Origin of the sequence: Agrobacterium sp. NPDC090283, from assembly GCF_044769685.1 — a bacterium.
Lineage (GTDB): Bacteria > Pseudomonadota > Alphaproteobacteria > Rhizobiales > Rhizobiaceae > Agrobacterium.
On sequence record NZ_JBIVYG010000003.1, the window covers coordinates 118,729 to 134,615 of the forward strand.

A 15,887-nucleotide genomic window follows, 5' to 3' on the forward strand; every position below is an offset into this window, starting at 1 on the left:
GTATCGCGGTGGAGGGATATGTGCCAGCCTCTATTCGAACTCCAGAACACCGCTGCGGAAGGTCAACACCGTTTCTCCAGACTGGTTCACACCTTCATTGAAGGTGGTGTTCAGCCAGACGCCGGACCGGGATTCCAGCGGGCGGGTCTCCAGCAGGGTGACGAAGTAGGTGACATCGTCTCCGGCGAAGACCGGTTTTTTCCATTTGAGTTCGCGAAAGCCGGGGGAGGGGCCGAGTTTGGGTGGCTCAAGGCCCTGCTGCTTCAACCTCTTCACCTCCTTGGCCCAGTGAGAGAGAAAACATTTCATCCAGCCTGCACCGGTGTGCCAGCCGGAAGCGCAAAGCGCGCCGAAAACGCTGTTCTTCGCGGCTTCTGCATCGAGGTGAAAGGGCTGCGGATCGAAATCGCGGGCAAAACGGACGATATCTTCGGCGGAAAAATGCAGCGTATCGAGGGTGACGCGTTCGCCGACGGGAGAAAGTTCTGCCAGCCTCATGCCGCAATGCCTCCATTTGCGCGCATCAGGAACATGACGGTATTTTCCCCGTGCGATACCAGAATGCCGCGCTGGTTATAAAGCTCGTGGCGAAATTTCACGAGGCCGATGCCGGGGCGCGACGCGGAGGGCCGCTGTTCCAGCACGATGGATTTTCCCGAAAGCGTATCCCCTGCCAGAACCGGTTTCTTCCAGTCGACATAATCGATGCCGGGGCTGCCCTGCGAGGTCGAGTTGGAAATATAGCTGTCCGCCATCATCCGCATCAGCAGGCTGCAGGTGTGCCAGCCGGAAGCCGCCAGCCCGCCGAGAATGCTCTGGCGGCCAGCCTCTTCGGAAAGATGCATCGGCTGGGGATCGAATTCGCTGGCGAATTCGATGATTTGTGCTGCGGAAAGCGATTGCGGTCCGAGGGGAAATTCCCGACCGACGGAAAAATCCTCATAGGCATATGTTGCGACCGGCGTCATGGTTTCCTCCCTTCGCACAGTCAATATCGCCGGCATCTAAAATGATTTTTCCCTTTACGTAAAGGTCAAATCGGGGAGGTCTTTCTTTTGGAGAGGTAGTTTGGAGCGAGCGGGCGCGCATTTCGCCTTCTCCCCGCCGGGGAGAAGGTCGCGGCAGCGGGATGAGGGGCGAGGGTAGAGATATCAGGAGAGCTGGCCCCCTCATCCGACCCTTCGGGCCACCTTCTCCCCGGCGGGGAGAAGAAACCGTGCCGCAATGTTCGGCTACCCTTGCTGGCGACCTTCTCGAGGCCGCAAGGGCCAGATCAGGTGTTAAAGCGGAAGTGGATGACGTCGCCATCCTGCACGACATATTCCTTGCCTTCGTCACGGGCCTTGCCGGCTTCCTTCGCGCCGACTTCGCCCTTGAAGGCGACATAGTCGTTGTAAGCGATGGTGTTGGCGCGAATGAAGCCGCGTTCGAAATCGGAATGAATGACGCCGGCGGCCTGCGGGGCCTTGGTGCCACGCTCGATGGTCCAGGCGCGGCATTCCTTCGGGCCGACGGTGAAATAGGTGATGAGATCGAGCAGCTTGTAGCCGGCTCGGATCAGGCGGTCGAGGCCTGCCTCTTCGAGGCCGAGGGCGGAGAGGAATTCCTTGGCCTCTTCATCGGGAAGCTGCGCGACTTCGGATTCGATCGCCGCAGAGATGACGACGGATTCTGCGCCCTGGGCCTTGGCCATTTCGGCAACGGCCTTGGTATGTTCGTTGCCGTCGACGGCGTCGCTTTCCGCGACGTTGCAGACGTAGAGGACCGGATGCGCGGTCAGGAGGTTGAGACCCTGAAGGATGCGCAGTTCTTCGGCATCGAGCGTGGAGAGCAGGGTGCGGACCGGCTTGCCTTCATTGAGAAGCTTCAGCGAAGCTTCCATCAGCGGCAGCTGCGCCAGTGATTCCTTGTCCTTGCCGGTGGCGCGCTTGCGGGTCTGTTCCGTGCGGCGCTCCAGGCTTTCGAGATCGGAAAGCATCAGCTCGGTCTCGATGGTTTCGGCATCGGCCACGGGGTTGATGCGGCCTTCGACGTGGGTGATGTCGTCATCCTCGAAGCAGCGCAGAACGTGAACCACGGCGTCGACTTCGCGGATATTGGCGAGGAACTGGTTGCCGAGGCCTTCGCCCTTCGATGCGCCGCGCACCAGACCGGCGATATCGACGAAGGAGATGCGGGTGGGGATGATTTCCTTCGAGCCGGCAATGTCGGCGAGGATTTTCATGCGTGCATCCGGAACCGCCACTTCGCCGGTATTCGGCTCGATGGTGCAGAACGGGTAGTTGGCGGCCTGCGCGGCGGCCGTTTTCGTCAGCGCGTTGAAGAGAGTGGACTTGCCGACATTTGGCAGTCCAACGATACCGCATTTGAAGCCCATGGCTTGAAACCTGTCCGTTTGAAAGAATTCGTTGAGGAGCCTTTTGCGGAAACGGCAGGGCAAGGTCAAGCCCGCGGGCCGATTTGTGCGGGCAAAGCCCCTTTAATGGTGCGGAATTGCGGGCAGGGTTGCCGATGGTGCGGTTGCGGCGCAATATAAGTGGGTCAAGCGATCGATCTTTCGTCATCAACGGGGTTTTCCCATGAACAACCGCGATGAGCGACAGGCACGAGCGACCATGATGAGTGACAGTCCTGTCGATCTCAAGCCAAAACCGAAAGTCAAACCAAAGCTGGAGCGGCCGAAGCTCTACAAGGTTATTCTGCTGAATGACGACTATACGCCGCGCGAGTTCGTTACCGTCGTCCTGAAAGCCGTCTTCCGCATGAGCGAGGAAACCGGCCATCGGGTGATGATGACGGCGCATCGCTTCGGCAGTGCGGTTGTCGTTGTCTGTGAGCGCGATATTGCCGAGACCAAGGCCAAGGAGGCGACCGATCTCGGCAAGGAAGCGGGATTTCCGCTGATGTTTACGACCGAGCCGGAAGAGTGAGCGTTATGCAGTGTAACGGGTGCCGAGCGGGATGCCGTCCGGTCATTGTGCGGAGTTCGACCCTCATCCCTGTGACAAGCACAGGGATGAGGGACGCTTTGCTCCCTAGTCTTGCCGGATCTGAAAGCCGGTCTTGTTCTGAACAAAACCGCAGCTTTCGTAGAAGGCATGAACTTCCGGGCGCTGGCGGCCGGTGAGTAGCATCACCTTGTAACAGTTCGCGGCAAAGGCGACCTCAATGGCGTGGCGAACGACCGCGCGGCCGTATCCTCGACCCCGACGGGCCTCCAGTGTCACCACGTTTTCAATGAAGGCATAGGGGCGGGCGGCGCGGGTCAGGTTCGGAGCAATCAGAAGCGTGGCGGTCGCGACGGCTTCCCCGTTATCCGTTGCGACAAACACGGTCAGGCCCGGCTGGGCGAGCATGGCGGCGAAGGCCGCGCCTGCCTCTTGCGCCGACAACACGGGATCGGACGGATTGAGTGCCTGGTAGAGTTCGAGCAAATCGGGCAGGTCGCCGGCTTCCGCCTCGCGCAGGACGATGGTTTCAGAAGACACTCGCGACTAGTCCTTCTTGGCGAACATACGCTTCAGCATTTCGGCCATCGGGCCGGTTTCCGGCAGCTTTTTGGGCTGGGCGCTGTTGCGTGCCTGATGAATGTGGGATTGCGCGGCGGGTTTGGTTGCCTTGGCCGGCTTCTCGGCTTCCGGCTTGCTGCCCGTCGCGAGCGCCAGCTTGTTCATCAGCTGCGAATCCTCTGATTTCACCAGCATGGCGGCATTGTCGGCAATGGCGTCCAGAAGCGGATCGAGCCAGACCCGGTCGGCCTTGGCGAAATCGCCGAGCACGTGGCCGTGCACCCGCTCCTTGTCACCGGGATGACCGATGCCGAGGCGCAGGCGGCGGTAGTCCTTGCCGCAATGGGCGTCGAGCGATTTCAGGCCGTTATGGCCGCCATGGCCGCCGCCGGTCTTGATACGCGCCCGGCCGGCCGGAAGGTCCAGTTCGTCATGAATGGCAATGACATCCGCCGGTGCAAGCTTGAAGAAGCGCATGGCTTCGCCGACGGATTCGCCCGAGAGGTTCATGTAGGTCAGCGGCTTCATCAGCAGGACCTTTTCGCCGCCGATCTCGCCTTCGGAAATCTCCGCCTTGAATTTCCGCGACCAGGGCGCAAAGGAAGGCAGGCGCTGCAGCGCGTCGACGGCCATGAAACCGATATTGTGGCGGTTTCCCGCATATTGCGCGCCGGGATTACCAAGTCCTGCGATGATCTTCATGGGGCATGTCCGCGTTTTGCCTGACGATGCTGTTGTCACCACCCCGAAATCCGCCGGCTGTCAATCTTTTTATGGATTTAGGGCTTTTTATGGGGTTCTGGATGGGCGCTCAGGGGCTGACGAGGTTGTAGCGGTCGAATATCCGCTGCTGCGTTCCATCGGCGATCAGCCTGTCCAGCCGGGCCTGTAATTTCGCGATGAGCTCGTCGGGAACGCTTTTGTTGCAGGCAAGGCCAAGCTGTTGCCGCGTGAGCGTTATCACTTCCCTGAACGTGTGGGCGGGCAGGCTTTTGAAGGTGCTTTCAGACATGGGCATCAGGTCGATGCGACCGGCTTCCAGCTTGTGAAGCGTGATCTCGAAATCCGCGCCGACATCCACCTGCGGGAAGCCGAGCTTTTCCAGCAGCGCTTCGGTGTAATCTCCCCGCTGGGTTCCCACCCGATATTTCCTGGCCTCCTCCAGGCTGGGGGCTTCGACATCTGCCTCGCGGCGGGCCACGAGGACGTTGCGATCTATATGGATCGGCGTGACCCATTTGAACTGTTTTTCCCGCTCCGGCGTTCTCGCCGCGGCGAAAACGCAGTGCATTGCCTGTGTTCTGGCCAGTGCGATGGCCCGCGCCCAGGGCATGACGGCGACCTCGTAACTGGTGCCGGTATCCTCAAGCACGGTCTTGAGCTGGTCGAAATAGACACCCCGCACGCTGCCGTCGCTGGCCTGCAGATTGTAGGGCGGGTAGACCTCGGTGGTCAGGAAGAGCTTGGCGGCGCTGGCCGGAGCGGCAAGAGCAAGAAAGATCAGGCAAAAGCGGATCAATCCCATGGCTGCCTCCTGCCGGTTTACGCTTGCCGCGCAGCGGCGTGGTTTTGCCCGGACGCCGTGTCGAGTGAGGTGATCAGCCTTTCGACCGGCTGCGGCCGGGCGAAGAAATAACCCTGCCCGAAATCCGCGCCTATGTCAGTCAGAAGCGCCTTCTGTTCTTCCGTCTCGACGCCTTCGGCAATGACGGCGCAGTTCATCTTGTGCGAGATGGCCGCGATGCCTTCGACCAGCATGCGGTTGCGCTGCCTGATGTCCATCCGGTCGTCGCAGATCGAGCGGGTGAAGGACTGGTCGATCTTGACGATATCGACCGGGAAACGGCTGAGATAGCTGAGCGAGGAATAACCCGTGCCGAAATCATCCAGCGCGATGCGGCAGCCGAGCTGATGGATGGCATTGAGGATCGCCCGGATTTGCGGATCGTCCTTCATGATAACGGCTTCGGTGATCTCGATGACCAGCCGTCTGGGAAGAATGCCGTGGCGGTGCAGAACGCCGGCGATACGCGTCGGCAATCCCGGTTCGAATTGCAGCGGCGAAAAATTCACCGCCACGTAGGTCTGCTCCATGCCGGGCAGGCGCGACAGTCTGGCTAGATTGGCAATCGACTGATCGAGAATGACATTGCCGATGCGGTGGATGGTGCCGTTTTCCTCCGCAAGGCTGACGATCGCGGCCGGGGAAAGCAGGCCCTTGTCCGGGTGGTTGAGGCGTAGCAGCGCCTCGAAACCCGCCGTCTGGCCGGTGGAGAGGTCTTGAATCGGCTGGAAATAAGCCTCGAACCAATCCTCTGAAAGCGCCTGCGCGATATCCCGCTCCAGTTCCGCATGCTCGCGCGCCCGGTCCATGATCGAGCTGTCGAAGACCTGCGAGCCGTTTTTGCCCGTCCTTTTGCGGGAATACATCGCCATATCGGCATTCTGCAAAAGCTCGGAGGCGCTGGAGGCGTGCAGGGGATAAACGGCCATGCCGATGCTGGCGCTCAAGCGGATGCTGTTGCTTTCGATCTCGAAAGGCGTGTCCAGCATGGTGCAGATGCGCTCACAGAACTGCAGGGCGCGCTCTTCCACCTTGTCGCCGGCCAGAAGAATGGCGAATTCATCGCCGCCGAGCCGCGATGCGCTGTCCAGCGGCGTCAGCAGCGGCTCGAGTTTCAGCGTGAATTGTTTGAGAACGGCGTCGCCCGCCGCATGGCCGAGATTGTCGTTGATCGCCTTGAACCGGTCGAGGTCGATGAACAGGCAGGCCAGTTCGCTGCCGTTGCGGTCCGCATCGCGGATCTGCAGGTCGAGAATGGCCTCGAAGCCCTGACGGTTGAAAAGGCCGGTCAGGTGATCGGAAATGGCCTGCTGGCGGTTGCGCTTTTCCGACTGGCGCAGTTCGGTCACATCGGTCATGACGCAGAGGCATGTGCTCTGATGTGCCGCATCGCCGGAATCAAGAGCCTTTTCGAGGATGAGGGCGTCCATGACGCTGCCATCCTTGCAATGGAAACGCACGGTAATGCCGCTATGTGGAACATCGGGCAGGGGGTGCGCCGTCCTGCGCTGCTGGAACAGCAGCCTGTCATCGGGATGGATGAGGTCGGCGAAATTCAGGCCGAGTATCCGGGTGCGGTCGTAACCGGTTGCCTGCACCCAATAGTCACTGACGGCGGCGATGCGGTCGTGCCGGTCGAGCGAGAACAGCATGGCGGGCGTCCGGTTGTAGATTTCCGTCTTTCGCTCATGCGCATTCTTGATCTCCAGCTCTTCCTTTTCGAGCTGGGTCTGCATTTCGTTGAAGCTTTTCGCCAGCCGGCCGATTTCGTCTTTCGAGCGCCAGTCGACGTGGTGGCGCGAGCCGAGGCGCCGTGTTGCCTCGATAGCGGCCGCGAGCCGCATCAGCGGGCGGATGACCATGAAGCGGTTGCCGGCGATGGCGGCAAGAACGATGGTGAGGACGGCGAGGATGAAAATCGTGATGAAAGCCAGTTCGGTGCGGCTCAAAGAGGTCAGAAGACTGACATTGTCGTAATAGAGAGTGAGCTGTCCGACGGTGACCGGCCCCTTGGTGGTCTTGTAGACCACCTCGCGTGTTGTCGAGGCGGCATCCTGAATAATGTCGCTGCCGGCGGTCTGGACGACATCGAGCTGGCCGGATGTATCCTTGACCTCGACCATGCGGATCATGGGATCGGAAACAAGGGTTCCGGTAATCTGGTTTATGGTGTCGTCATCAAGGTCCCACAGGGGGCGGGCCAGCGCCTGCGTATTCGTCGACAGCAGAATTTCGATATGGTTACGCTGGCCGCGGATAGCCTCGTTATAGGAAAGCGTCAGCAAAAGCGTGAAGAGCGGGGCGACCACTGTAAGAAGTGCGCCGGAAACAATCGCGATAAAGCGACTTTCGACGGAATGAGCCATGTTCGATTGCAGCTACCCTTTGCCCCAGACTTGCTGCGCCGCCGTTTCGTCCGTCCCGCGAGGTTTTGCGAAGATTTTCGGCAAAAGCCTGTTTTCCCACGCATTGCCTCAGCCGACGGTGTTCCATGACAGCGCCAGGGTATCGTTTCATGGAAGTGTTAATCGACACTGAAACGGGTTCCGTATCAGGTGAGGATGGCAAGCTTTCTGGTTTTAAAGTTCATAAAAACTAAAAGGCCCGTTCCGAAAACGGAACGGGCCTCATTCTTCAAGGCTATCCGGCCTTGCGGCCGCCGATTATTCCTCGGAAGCTTCTTCAGCCGTTTCTTCTGCAACGCCGCCAGCCGGAGCGACGATCGTTGCGATCGTGAAGTCACGGTCGGCGATGACAGGCGTGATGTTCTTCGGCAGCTTCACATTCGAAATGTGAACGTTGTCGCCGATCTTCAGGCCAGCGAGATCAACCGTGATGAATTCCGGAATGTCGTTGGCCGGGCAGTGGAATTCCACCGTGTGGCGAACGATGTTCAGAACGCCGCCGATCTTGATGTCCGACTTTTCTTCGTTGACGAAGTGAACCGGAACTTCGACGTTGACGAGCGTGTTGCCCGAAACGCGCAGGAAGTCGACATGCATGGTGAAGTCGCGGACCGGATCAAGCTGGTAGTCCTTCGGCAGAACCTTGATCTTCTTGCCGTCGACGTCGATGATCGCAACCGTCGTCATGAAACCGCCGGCGTGGATACGCTTGGTGACTTCGTTGGTCGACAGGGCGATGGAAATGGGGGCCTGCTTGTCACCATAGATGACAGCGGGAATCAAACCGTTGCGGCGAAGTTCACGAGAGGACCCCTTACCAACTCGTTCGCGCGCCTCGGCCTTGAGCTCATACGATTCTTTGCTCATGGCAATTCCTTTCGAGGTTATATGGAGAGTTCATGCCGAACGAAGCGGCCTGAACCGGAGAGGCCAAAGGCCATCCCGCCCGCGTTGCCTCCAAGGGTGTCTACACGGGTGCGGGCGCTATAATACAAACGGAAGCCAAAGACAAGAGCGGCCCTGTTTTCAGGGGTGCCGCTTTATAATTTAATTAGTATTCACTAATTCACTCGTTTGTTGCAACTTTTAATATATGCTTATCCATGCACATAAACCCGGTGAAAACTTGGCGAATGATAAGGCTACGCAAAATTCCAATTGCGTAGATGACAATGCTCAAAGTTCTCCAGTGCCTCACCATTGATCACGATTATCGATACACCGCCGCAGCGGTCTTTGTCTGCATGCTGGGTAGTTTCGTTTCGATGCGGCTTTTTTCGAAAGCACGTCTGGCGACGGGGGTGCAGAAGGTCAACTGGCTGTTTCTGGCGGGCGTCAATGGCGGGGCGGCGATATGGACCACCCATTTCGTGGCGATGCTGGGCTATGTGGCGGCGGGTGATGTGGGATACGATCCCTATCTGACCGGGCTGTCGCTTCTGATCGCCATTACCACGACGACTGCCGGTTTCGGCATTTCCGCCTATGGCGGGCGCAGCGTGCTGGTGGAAGCCGGCGGGATCATCCTCGGCCTCGGCATCGCGGCCATGCATTACACCGGCATGGCGGCCTATAATGTTCAGGGCATGATTTTCTGGGATCAGGCCTATGTCATCGCCTCACTGATATTGGGGGCGGTGCTGGGCGCCATTGCGATTAATCGCATTGCCCGACCTCTCAACCGTTTCTGCCAATATAGCGCGGTGGCGTTCCTCATCCTGGCCATTGCCTCGATGCATTATACCGGCATGGCCTCGATGTCCTTCGCCTTCGACCCACGCGTCGTCATTCCCGAAAATCTGCTGCCGCCGGCCATCATGGGCGGAGGCGCCATTGCGGTGACGCTTCTGCTTCTGGCGCTCGGGCTTTCCACCTATGTCATCGATGCCCAGTCCACGCAGCAGGCGGTTGCCCGCTATCGCCATCTTTCGCTGCACGATCCGCTGACGGGCATTCCCAACCGGGCGGCATTCATCGAACATCTCAACCGCCGCACGCGCCATGTCTCGCTGGGCGCGCATACGGCGCTTCTGTCCATCGATCTCGACCGCTTCAAGGAAATCAATGACGTGCATGGCCATGCGGCGGGTGACGCCGTGCTGCGCGCCATCGCTGATCGGGCGAGTTCCGTGCTGAAGGCCGGGGAGTTCCTGGCGCGCATGGGTGGCGATGAATTCGTGGCGATGACCCATTCCTATTACACCCGCGCCGACGGTGCGGAGTTCGCCCAGCGGTTGATCGAGCAGATCAGCAAGCCGGTGGAATGGAACGGACAGACATTTTCGGTTGGCGCAAGTGTCGGCATATCGGTTCGCAATACCGGCTCCATCGATGCCGATACGCTGATGGCCCAGGCGGATGTCGCCATGTACCGGGCAAAAAGCGGCACTTCGGACACCATATGCTTTTACGACAAATCCATGGATGAAGCCGCGCGTGAGCGCAATGTGCTTGCCGTCGCCATGCGCAGCGGTCTCGCCAATAACGAGTTCGAGCTTTATTACCAGCAGCAGAACGATACCAGAAGCGGCAGCATCGTCGGTTTCGAAGCGCTTTTGCGCTGGAACCATCCGGAACGCGGCATGGTCTCCCCGTCCGAATTCATTCCGATTGCCGAACAGACCGGCTTCATCGTCGAACTGGGCGAATGGGTTCTGAGAGAAGCCTGCGCGCAGGCGGCTCAGTGGAAAAAATCGCTCGCCATCGCCGTAAACGTCGCGCCGCAGCAGCTTGCGGATAATGATTTCCCCGAAAAGGTCGAGAAAATCCTCGCCGAGACAGGGCTTGCGCCGGAAAGGCTCGAGCTGGAAATCACCGAAGGCAGCATCATCGCCGACCATCGCCACGCGCTCCTCACCATCCGCAAACTCAAGGCACTCGGCGTCAAGATCGCCATGGACGATTACGGCACGGGTTACTCCTCGCTTTCGACACTGCAGAGTTTCCCCTTCGACAAGATCAAGATCGACCGCGCCTTCATCGATGGCCTGTCGACCAATGTGCAGTCGGAGGCGATCGTGCGTTCGACGCTCATTCTGGCGCACAGCCTCAATATTCCGGTGCTGGCGGAAGGGGTCGAGACGAAGGCCCATGTCGAATTCCTGCGGCGTGAAGGCTGCCTGCAGGTGCAGGGCTTCTTTTTCGGCAAGCCCGGCCCGCTGACCTCCATCGCCAATCTCGTGGACGATACGTTCCTCTCGGCCGAGGATGAAACGGATGTGACCGCCGGCCGGCGTTATTTCAAAGCGGCCCGATAGTCTGCTGTTGCCCGCTGCTGCGCCCGGCAATGCCGGTCGCGAAGTTTTTTGTTGAAACATGACCGCTTCCAGCGCACCATCGCCGAAAAGCTTTGGGAGGAGCGTATGCCGACAGACATCGCCCATGCGGAACGCGTGTATGAAACCGCGCGCCATCGTTCCGCCGCAGCAAGTTCTCCGATTGTCGCCTCCTGGCGTCGCTGCATGGTCAAACATCATCTTGCACCGGAGGAAAATCGCAAGCCGATCTTTCTCAGCGAATATGAATTCCGCCGCGCCCGTGAAAGTGCGGCCGGCCTGATTGCCGAAAGCACGGATGAACTCGACCGTATTTTCCAAAGTGTCGGTAAATCCGGCTGCTGCCTGCTCTTGACCGACGCGCAGGGCGTTGCGCTGGAGCGGCGCGGCGCCTCGGGCGATGATCGTGATTTCCGGGCGCTCGGGCTCTGGTCCGGGGCGGTCTGGAGCGAAGAGAGCGTGGGCACCAATGGCATCGGCACAGCATTGGTGGATGAGCGCTCGGTGGTGGTCTATCGCGACCAGCATTTCTTCACGTCGAACACCGAACTCTGCTGCACCACTGCGCCCATCCGCGACCATACCGGCCGGGTGACGGGCGCGCTCGATATTTCCACCTGCCGCAACGACATCAACGAAATGACTTTCTCCTTCGTCACCCAGGCGGTGAAGGATGCGGCGCAGCGCATCGAGGGCAATCTTTTCCGCCGCGCCTTTCCGGGCGCGCGCATCGTTGTCGTGCCGAGCGGTTTTGGTGCGGCGCTTGCGCTGCTGGCCGTCGATCAGGACGATCTGGTGCTGGGTGCGACCCGCGCCGCACGCCTTGCGCTGAAACTGGACGATGCCCGGATCGCGCAGGGCCTGCCCGCCGCCGATATTCTTCAGGAACAGCGCCACGATGGCGGTTCCGACCTTGCGGAAGCGGAACGTTCGGCCCTGCGGCGCGTGTTGTCGCGCACCAACGGCAATGTCACGCAGGCAGCTTCGCTGCTCGGCATCAGCCGCGCCACGCTTCACCGCAAGATGAAGAAATTCGACGTGCATTGAGGTTTACGCGGTGCGATCCGGCCAATCATGCCGGATCGACGCGCCTTTGTCGCAGATGTGAGACAATGTGCGCTGCGGAACCGCGCCGCCCCTCTACCGGACCGCGCCATCTAGGCCCACCTTCCTCCCATGCGATCCGCTGCGGATCGTTTTCATCAGGGAGGATGAAATCATGAACATTCAGGTTCAGCAGAAAGCGGGCGAAGCGCCCTTCAAGCTGAAATACGGCAATTACATCGGCGGCAAATGGGTGGAACCGAAATCCGGCCGCTACATGGACAATCTGTCCCCGGTCACCGGCCACAAGATTTGCGAAGTGCCGCGCTCGGATGCATCCGACATCGAGTTCGCGCTGGATGCCGCCCACAAGGCCCGCGACAAATGGGGCAAGACGAGCGTTACCGAGCGCTCCAACATCCTGCTCAAGATCGCCCAGCGCATCGAGGACAATCTCGATCTCATCGCCCGGGCCGAAACCTGGGACAATGGCAAGCCGCTGCGCGAGACCACCAATGCGGATATTCCGCTCGCCATCGACCATTTCCGTTATTTCGCGGGCTGCATCCGCGCCCAGGAAGGCACGATCGGCGAAATCGACAACGATACCGTCGCCTATCATTTCCATGAGCCGCTCGGCGTCGTCGGCCAGATCATTCCGTGGAACTTCCCGATCCTGATGGCCGCCTGGAAGCTTGCGCCAGCGCTTGCCGCCGGCAACTGCGTGGTGCTGAAGCCGGCCGAACAGACGCCGGCCTCGATTCTCATCGTGATGGAGCTGATCGAAGATCTTCTGCCGCCCGGCGTCCTCAACATCGTCAACGGCACGGGACTTGAAGCCGGCAAGCCCCTGGCGCAGAGCAACCGCATCGCCAAGATCGCCTTTACCGGTTCCACCTCGGTCGGCAAGGAAATCATGCGTTATGCGGCCGACAACGTCACCAACATCACGCTCGAACTGGGCGGCAAGTCGCCGAACATCTTCTTTGCCGACGTGATGAATGAAGACGATGCCTTCCTCGACAAGGCGCTTGAAGGTTTCGCCTTCTTCGCGCTGAACCAGGGTGAGGTCTGCACATGCCCCTCGCGTGCGCTGGTGCATGAATCGATCTATGACCGCTTCATGGAAAAGGCGATCAAGCGGGTTCAGGCCATCAGCCAGGACGATCCGCTCAACCCGTCGACCATGCTGGGCGCGCAGGCCTCGCAGGAACAGTTCGACAAGATCATGAGCTATCTCGACATCGGCAAGAAGGAAGGCGCCAAGGTTCTGACCGGCGGTGACCGCAAGACGCTGACGGGCGATCTGAAGGACGGTTATTACATCCAGCCGACCGTCTTTGAGGGCAACAACAAGATGCGGATTTTCCAGGAGGAAATCTTCGGTCCTGTCGTCTCCGTCACGACCTTCAAGACGGTGGAAGAGGCGCTCGAAATCGCCAATGACACGGTCTACGGTCTGGGAGCCGGCGTCTGGAGCCGCGATACCAACATTGCCTACCGGGCCGGCCGGGGCATCGAGGCGGGCCGCGTGTGGACCAATTGCTACCACGTCTATCCGGCGGGTGCGGCATTCGGTGGCTACAAGCAGTCGGGCATCGGTCGCGAGACCCACAAGATGATGCTCGATCATTACCAGCAGACCAAGAATCTGCTCGTTTCCTACAGCCCGAACAAGGTTGGTTTCTTCTGAGGTCCTCCCCGGAAGCCGGCGAGGGGCTGTGGTGCCAGATCGCCGGCGTGTTCCCAGGGGCTTCGGCCCCTGGGAGCCCGGCTTCAAACAGAAAGGCCGGAGGTTTTGCCTCCGGCCTTTTTTCGTTGCGGTTTATGCCGCGTAACGCTGTTCCCGTTGGCGGGCGCCGCCGACGGAGAATTGCCCCACCTGTTCGGTCAGGCCGTCCGCCTCGCTGGACAGCGAGAAGGCGGCCGCCGTCGTTTCCTCCACCATGGCCGCATTCTGCTGCGTTACATGGTCGAGTTCGTTGACGGAGGCATTGATCTCGCTGAGGCGGCCGGACTGTTCGCGCGATGCGGTGGCGATTTCGCCGATCTGGTCGTTGACCGACTGGATGCGTTTCTGGATCTGCTCGAGGCTTTCACCGGTCTTCAGCACCAGCGCCACACCGCTTTCCACGTCGCCCGCCGAAGTGGCGATCAGCGTCGTGATGTCCCGGGCGGCGGCGGCCGATTTCTGGGCGAGTTCGCGCACTTCCTGTGCCACCACGGCAAAACCCTTGCCGGCCTCGCCGGCGCGCGCGGCTTCCACACCGGCATTCAGCGCCAGAAGATTGGTCTGGAAGGCGATCTGGTCGATGACGTCGATGATCTGGCGGATCTTGGCCGACGAGGTCTCGATGCGTTCCATCGCAACGATCGCGTCTTTCACGACAGCCGTGGACTTGTGGGCGTCCTGCATCGTGCCCGCCGTCGCCTCGACGGCGACATTGCAGCGCGACAGAGAGAGATTGACGGCCTGTGTCATGTCTCCCAGCGCCGCTGCCGCCTCCTCAAGGGCTGCGGCCTGGCGTTCGGTGCGCCGCGACAGGTCTTCCGATGCGCTTTTCAGCTCACCGGAGCCGGAACGGATGGCATTGGCGCTTTCGCCGATGTTGGAGATCGTCGCTTCCAGCCCCGCCATGGAGTTGTTGAAGTCGATGCGCAGATGATCGAGCGACGGCACGAAGGATTTTTCGATGCGGAGATCGAGCCTGCCGGCCGCCAGATTGGCAAGGCCGGTGGCAAGTGCGTCGACAGCTTCTTCCAGTTCCTTCGCGCTTCTTGCCTTTTCCATCTCCCGCTGGGCGCGTTCTTCGTCCAGCTCTTCGCTCTTGCGATGGGATTCGGCTTCCATGCGCTGCTTGTCCAGAATGCCCTGGCGGAAGGATTCCAGTGCGCGTGCCATGGTGCCGATCTCGTCGCCACGGGAAACCGCTTTGATCTCTATGTTGTTTTCGCCGCCGTTCAGGCGTTCCATCAGCCCGGCAAGGCCGGTCAGCGGCTTGGTGAGGCTCGCGGAAACGAAAATGCCGATCAGCGTCATGATCGCAAGGACGGCCAGTGTCGCAAGCGTCGCCCAAAAAGCGAGATCGTTGGCGGCGGCGAGAACCTTGCTCTCCTGCTGACCGATGGCCAGAAGGTGTTTCTGTCCGAAGACCGAGACGGGGCGATAGGCATAGAAGATGTTGCCCGCGGGCGTCTGCGCCATCACCGTTCCGGCGGTATTTGCGCTGGAAAGAGCCGCGAGGCTTTCGGAAACGGCGGCATCCGCGCCGCCCGAAAGAACGCCGGCCCGGCGTTTGCCGTCGGCGTTAAGAAGAACGGCGTCATCGATGGTCTTGCCGGTTTCCTCAGGCGTCACCACGGCGCCGACGCGATCGGCGGCGATGCGCATGATGACGGCGCCCTTGCGCTGGAGCTGGCCCCAGTTGGAGACGGCGAGCGGCATGCCGATCATGGCCGAATCATCGGCGCCACCGCTGAAGCCGGTGGTGCTGACGACGCCGTCCTTGCCGGCTTCGATGCGCTCGAACAGTTCCTTGATCGCTGCGTTCTGCGGTTCCGTCACGCTGGTCAGGAAGTTCTTCCCCTTGGTGACGGTGTAGATAATGAGGCCGGTCTTGTCGATCACATAGATGTCGCTGACCCGGGTGTTGCGCCACACGCTGGCGATGGTGGAGTTGATGGTGGCGTGGCGGATGGCATAAAGCAGCCGCAACCCTTCGCCGTTGAAGGAGGCGCGCTCCTCCTCGGAGACGCCTTCGCGACGAAACGCCTGGATGATCGCGTCCTTTTCCGTCGGCACCACATTGGTCATGGTTTCCAGCGCCTGGGCGATCGCGGCATTTTGCGACAGCTCGGAAATGCTCTGTTCGACACGCAAAGTATAGGCATCAAGCTGTTTGGACTGGTTGCTTGCAACCGTTTCGAGCCTGATTTCGCTGGCATCGATCAGGCCCGATTTGCCCATCTCGTAGGATAACAACCCCACGGACAGGCATGAAACCAGCGTCGCGCCCGTGACGAGCGCTGCGAATTTGGCCTTGATCGACAATGATTTAGCTTTGACAGCAGTCGGATTTGCACCCGGCAT

13 protein-coding genes are annotated in these 15,887 nt (G+C 60.1%); 4 read left to right on the forward strand and 9 right to left on the reverse strand.

The annotated features are described in order from the left end of the window. Positions 1–30 precede the first annotated feature (30 nt). The 3 genes from ACIQUH_RS06095 to ychF form a co-directional block, all read right to left on the reverse strand. Positions 31–498 (reverse strand): MaoC family dehydratase, encoded by a 468-nt coding sequence (locus tag ACIQUH_RS06095; RefSeq protein WP_400813170.1) that lies wholly within the window; start codon positions 496–498, stop codon positions 31–33. Then, positions 495–968: a MaoC family dehydratase gene (locus ACIQUH_RS06100; RefSeq protein ID WP_400813172.1), complete on the reverse strand. Its 474-nt coding sequence runs from the start codon at positions 966–968 to the stop codon at positions 495–497. Before ACIQUH_RS06100 ends, ACIQUH_RS06095 begins: the two co-directional genes overlap by 4 nt. 305 nt (positions 969–1,273) lie before the next feature. Continuing rightward, positions 1,274–2,377: a redox-regulated ATPase YchF gene (gene ychF, locus ACIQUH_RS06105; RefSeq protein WP_035260423.1), complete on the reverse strand. Its 1,104-nt coding sequence runs from the start codon at positions 2,375–2,377 to the stop codon at positions 1,274–1,276. Positions 2,378–2,618: 241 nt separating this feature from the next. Here ychF and clpS point away from each other — a divergent pair, with 241 nt between their 5' ends. Then, positions 2,619–2,930: an ATP-dependent Clp protease adapter ClpS gene (clpS, locus tag ACIQUH_RS06110; RefSeq protein WP_035260429.1), complete on the forward strand. Its 312-nt coding sequence runs from the start codon at positions 2,619–2,621 to the stop codon at positions 2,928–2,930. Between the two features lie 105 nt (positions 2,931–3,035). On the opposite strand, the gene ACIQUH_RS06115 is transcribed toward clpS, so the two are convergent. The 5 genes from ACIQUH_RS06115 to ACIQUH_RS06135 form a co-directional block, all read right to left on the reverse strand. Beyond that, positions 3,036–3,488, reverse strand: a complete 453-nt coding sequence (locus ACIQUH_RS06115) for a GNAT family N-acetyltransferase (RefSeq protein WP_400813174.1) — start codon at positions 3,486–3,488, stop codon at positions 3,036–3,038. 6 nt (positions 3,489–3,494) lie between these two features. After that, on the reverse strand, positions 3,495–4,211 hold the full coding sequence (gene pth / locus ACIQUH_RS06120; protein WP_400813176.1) for an aminoacyl-tRNA hydrolase: 717 nt from the start codon (positions 4,209–4,211) through the stop codon (positions 3,495–3,497). A 109-nt stretch (positions 4,212–4,320) separates the two neighbouring features. After that, complete coding sequence (locus ACIQUH_RS06125; protein WP_400813178.1) at positions 4,321–5,034, reverse strand: substrate-binding periplasmic protein; 714 nt, start codon at positions 5,032–5,034, stop codon at positions 4,321–4,323. 17 nt (positions 5,035–5,051) lie between these two features. Next, the gene (locus ACIQUH_RS06130) at positions 5,052–7,439 is read right to left on the reverse strand and encodes an EAL domain-containing protein (protein WP_400813180.1); all 2,388 of its coding nucleotides are present in this window, start codon (positions 7,437–7,439) and stop codon (positions 5,052–5,054) included. Between the two features lie 297 nt (positions 7,440–7,736). Beyond that, positions 7,737–8,345, reverse strand: a complete 609-nt coding sequence (locus ACIQUH_RS06135) for a 50S ribosomal protein L25/general stress protein Ctc (RefSeq protein WP_400813181.1) — start codon at positions 8,343–8,345, stop codon at positions 7,737–7,739. Between the two features lie 305 nt (positions 8,346–8,650). Here ACIQUH_RS06135 and ACIQUH_RS06140 point away from each other — a divergent pair, with 305 nt between their 5' ends. The 3 genes from ACIQUH_RS06140 to adh all read left to right on the forward strand — a co-directional run bounded on the left by ACIQUH_RS06140 (position 8,651) and on the right by adh (position 13,490). After that, positions 8,651–10,735: a putative bifunctional diguanylate cyclase/phosphodiesterase gene (locus ACIQUH_RS06140; RefSeq protein ID WP_400813183.1), complete on the forward strand. Its 2,085-nt coding sequence runs from the start codon at positions 8,651–8,653 to the stop codon at positions 10,733–10,735. 105 nt (positions 10,736–10,840) lie between these two features. After that, the gene (locus ACIQUH_RS06145) at positions 10,841–11,800 is read left to right on the forward strand and encodes a helix-turn-helix domain-containing protein (RefSeq protein ID WP_400813452.1); all 960 of its coding nucleotides are present in this window, start codon (positions 10,841–10,843) and stop codon (positions 11,798–11,800) included. 172 nt (positions 11,801–11,972) lie between these two features. Next, complete coding sequence (gene adh / locus ACIQUH_RS06150) at positions 11,973–13,490, forward strand: aldehyde dehydrogenase (RefSeq protein ID WP_400813184.1); 1,518 nt, start codon at positions 11,973–11,975, stop codon at positions 13,488–13,490. Positions 13,491–13,622: 132 nt separating this feature from the next. Here adh and ACIQUH_RS06155 read toward each other — a convergent pair whose 3' ends face one another. Next, complete coding sequence (locus ACIQUH_RS06155; RefSeq protein ID WP_400813185.1) at positions 13,623–15,887, reverse strand: methyl-accepting chemotaxis protein; 2,265 nt, start codon at positions 15,885–15,887, stop codon at positions 13,623–13,625.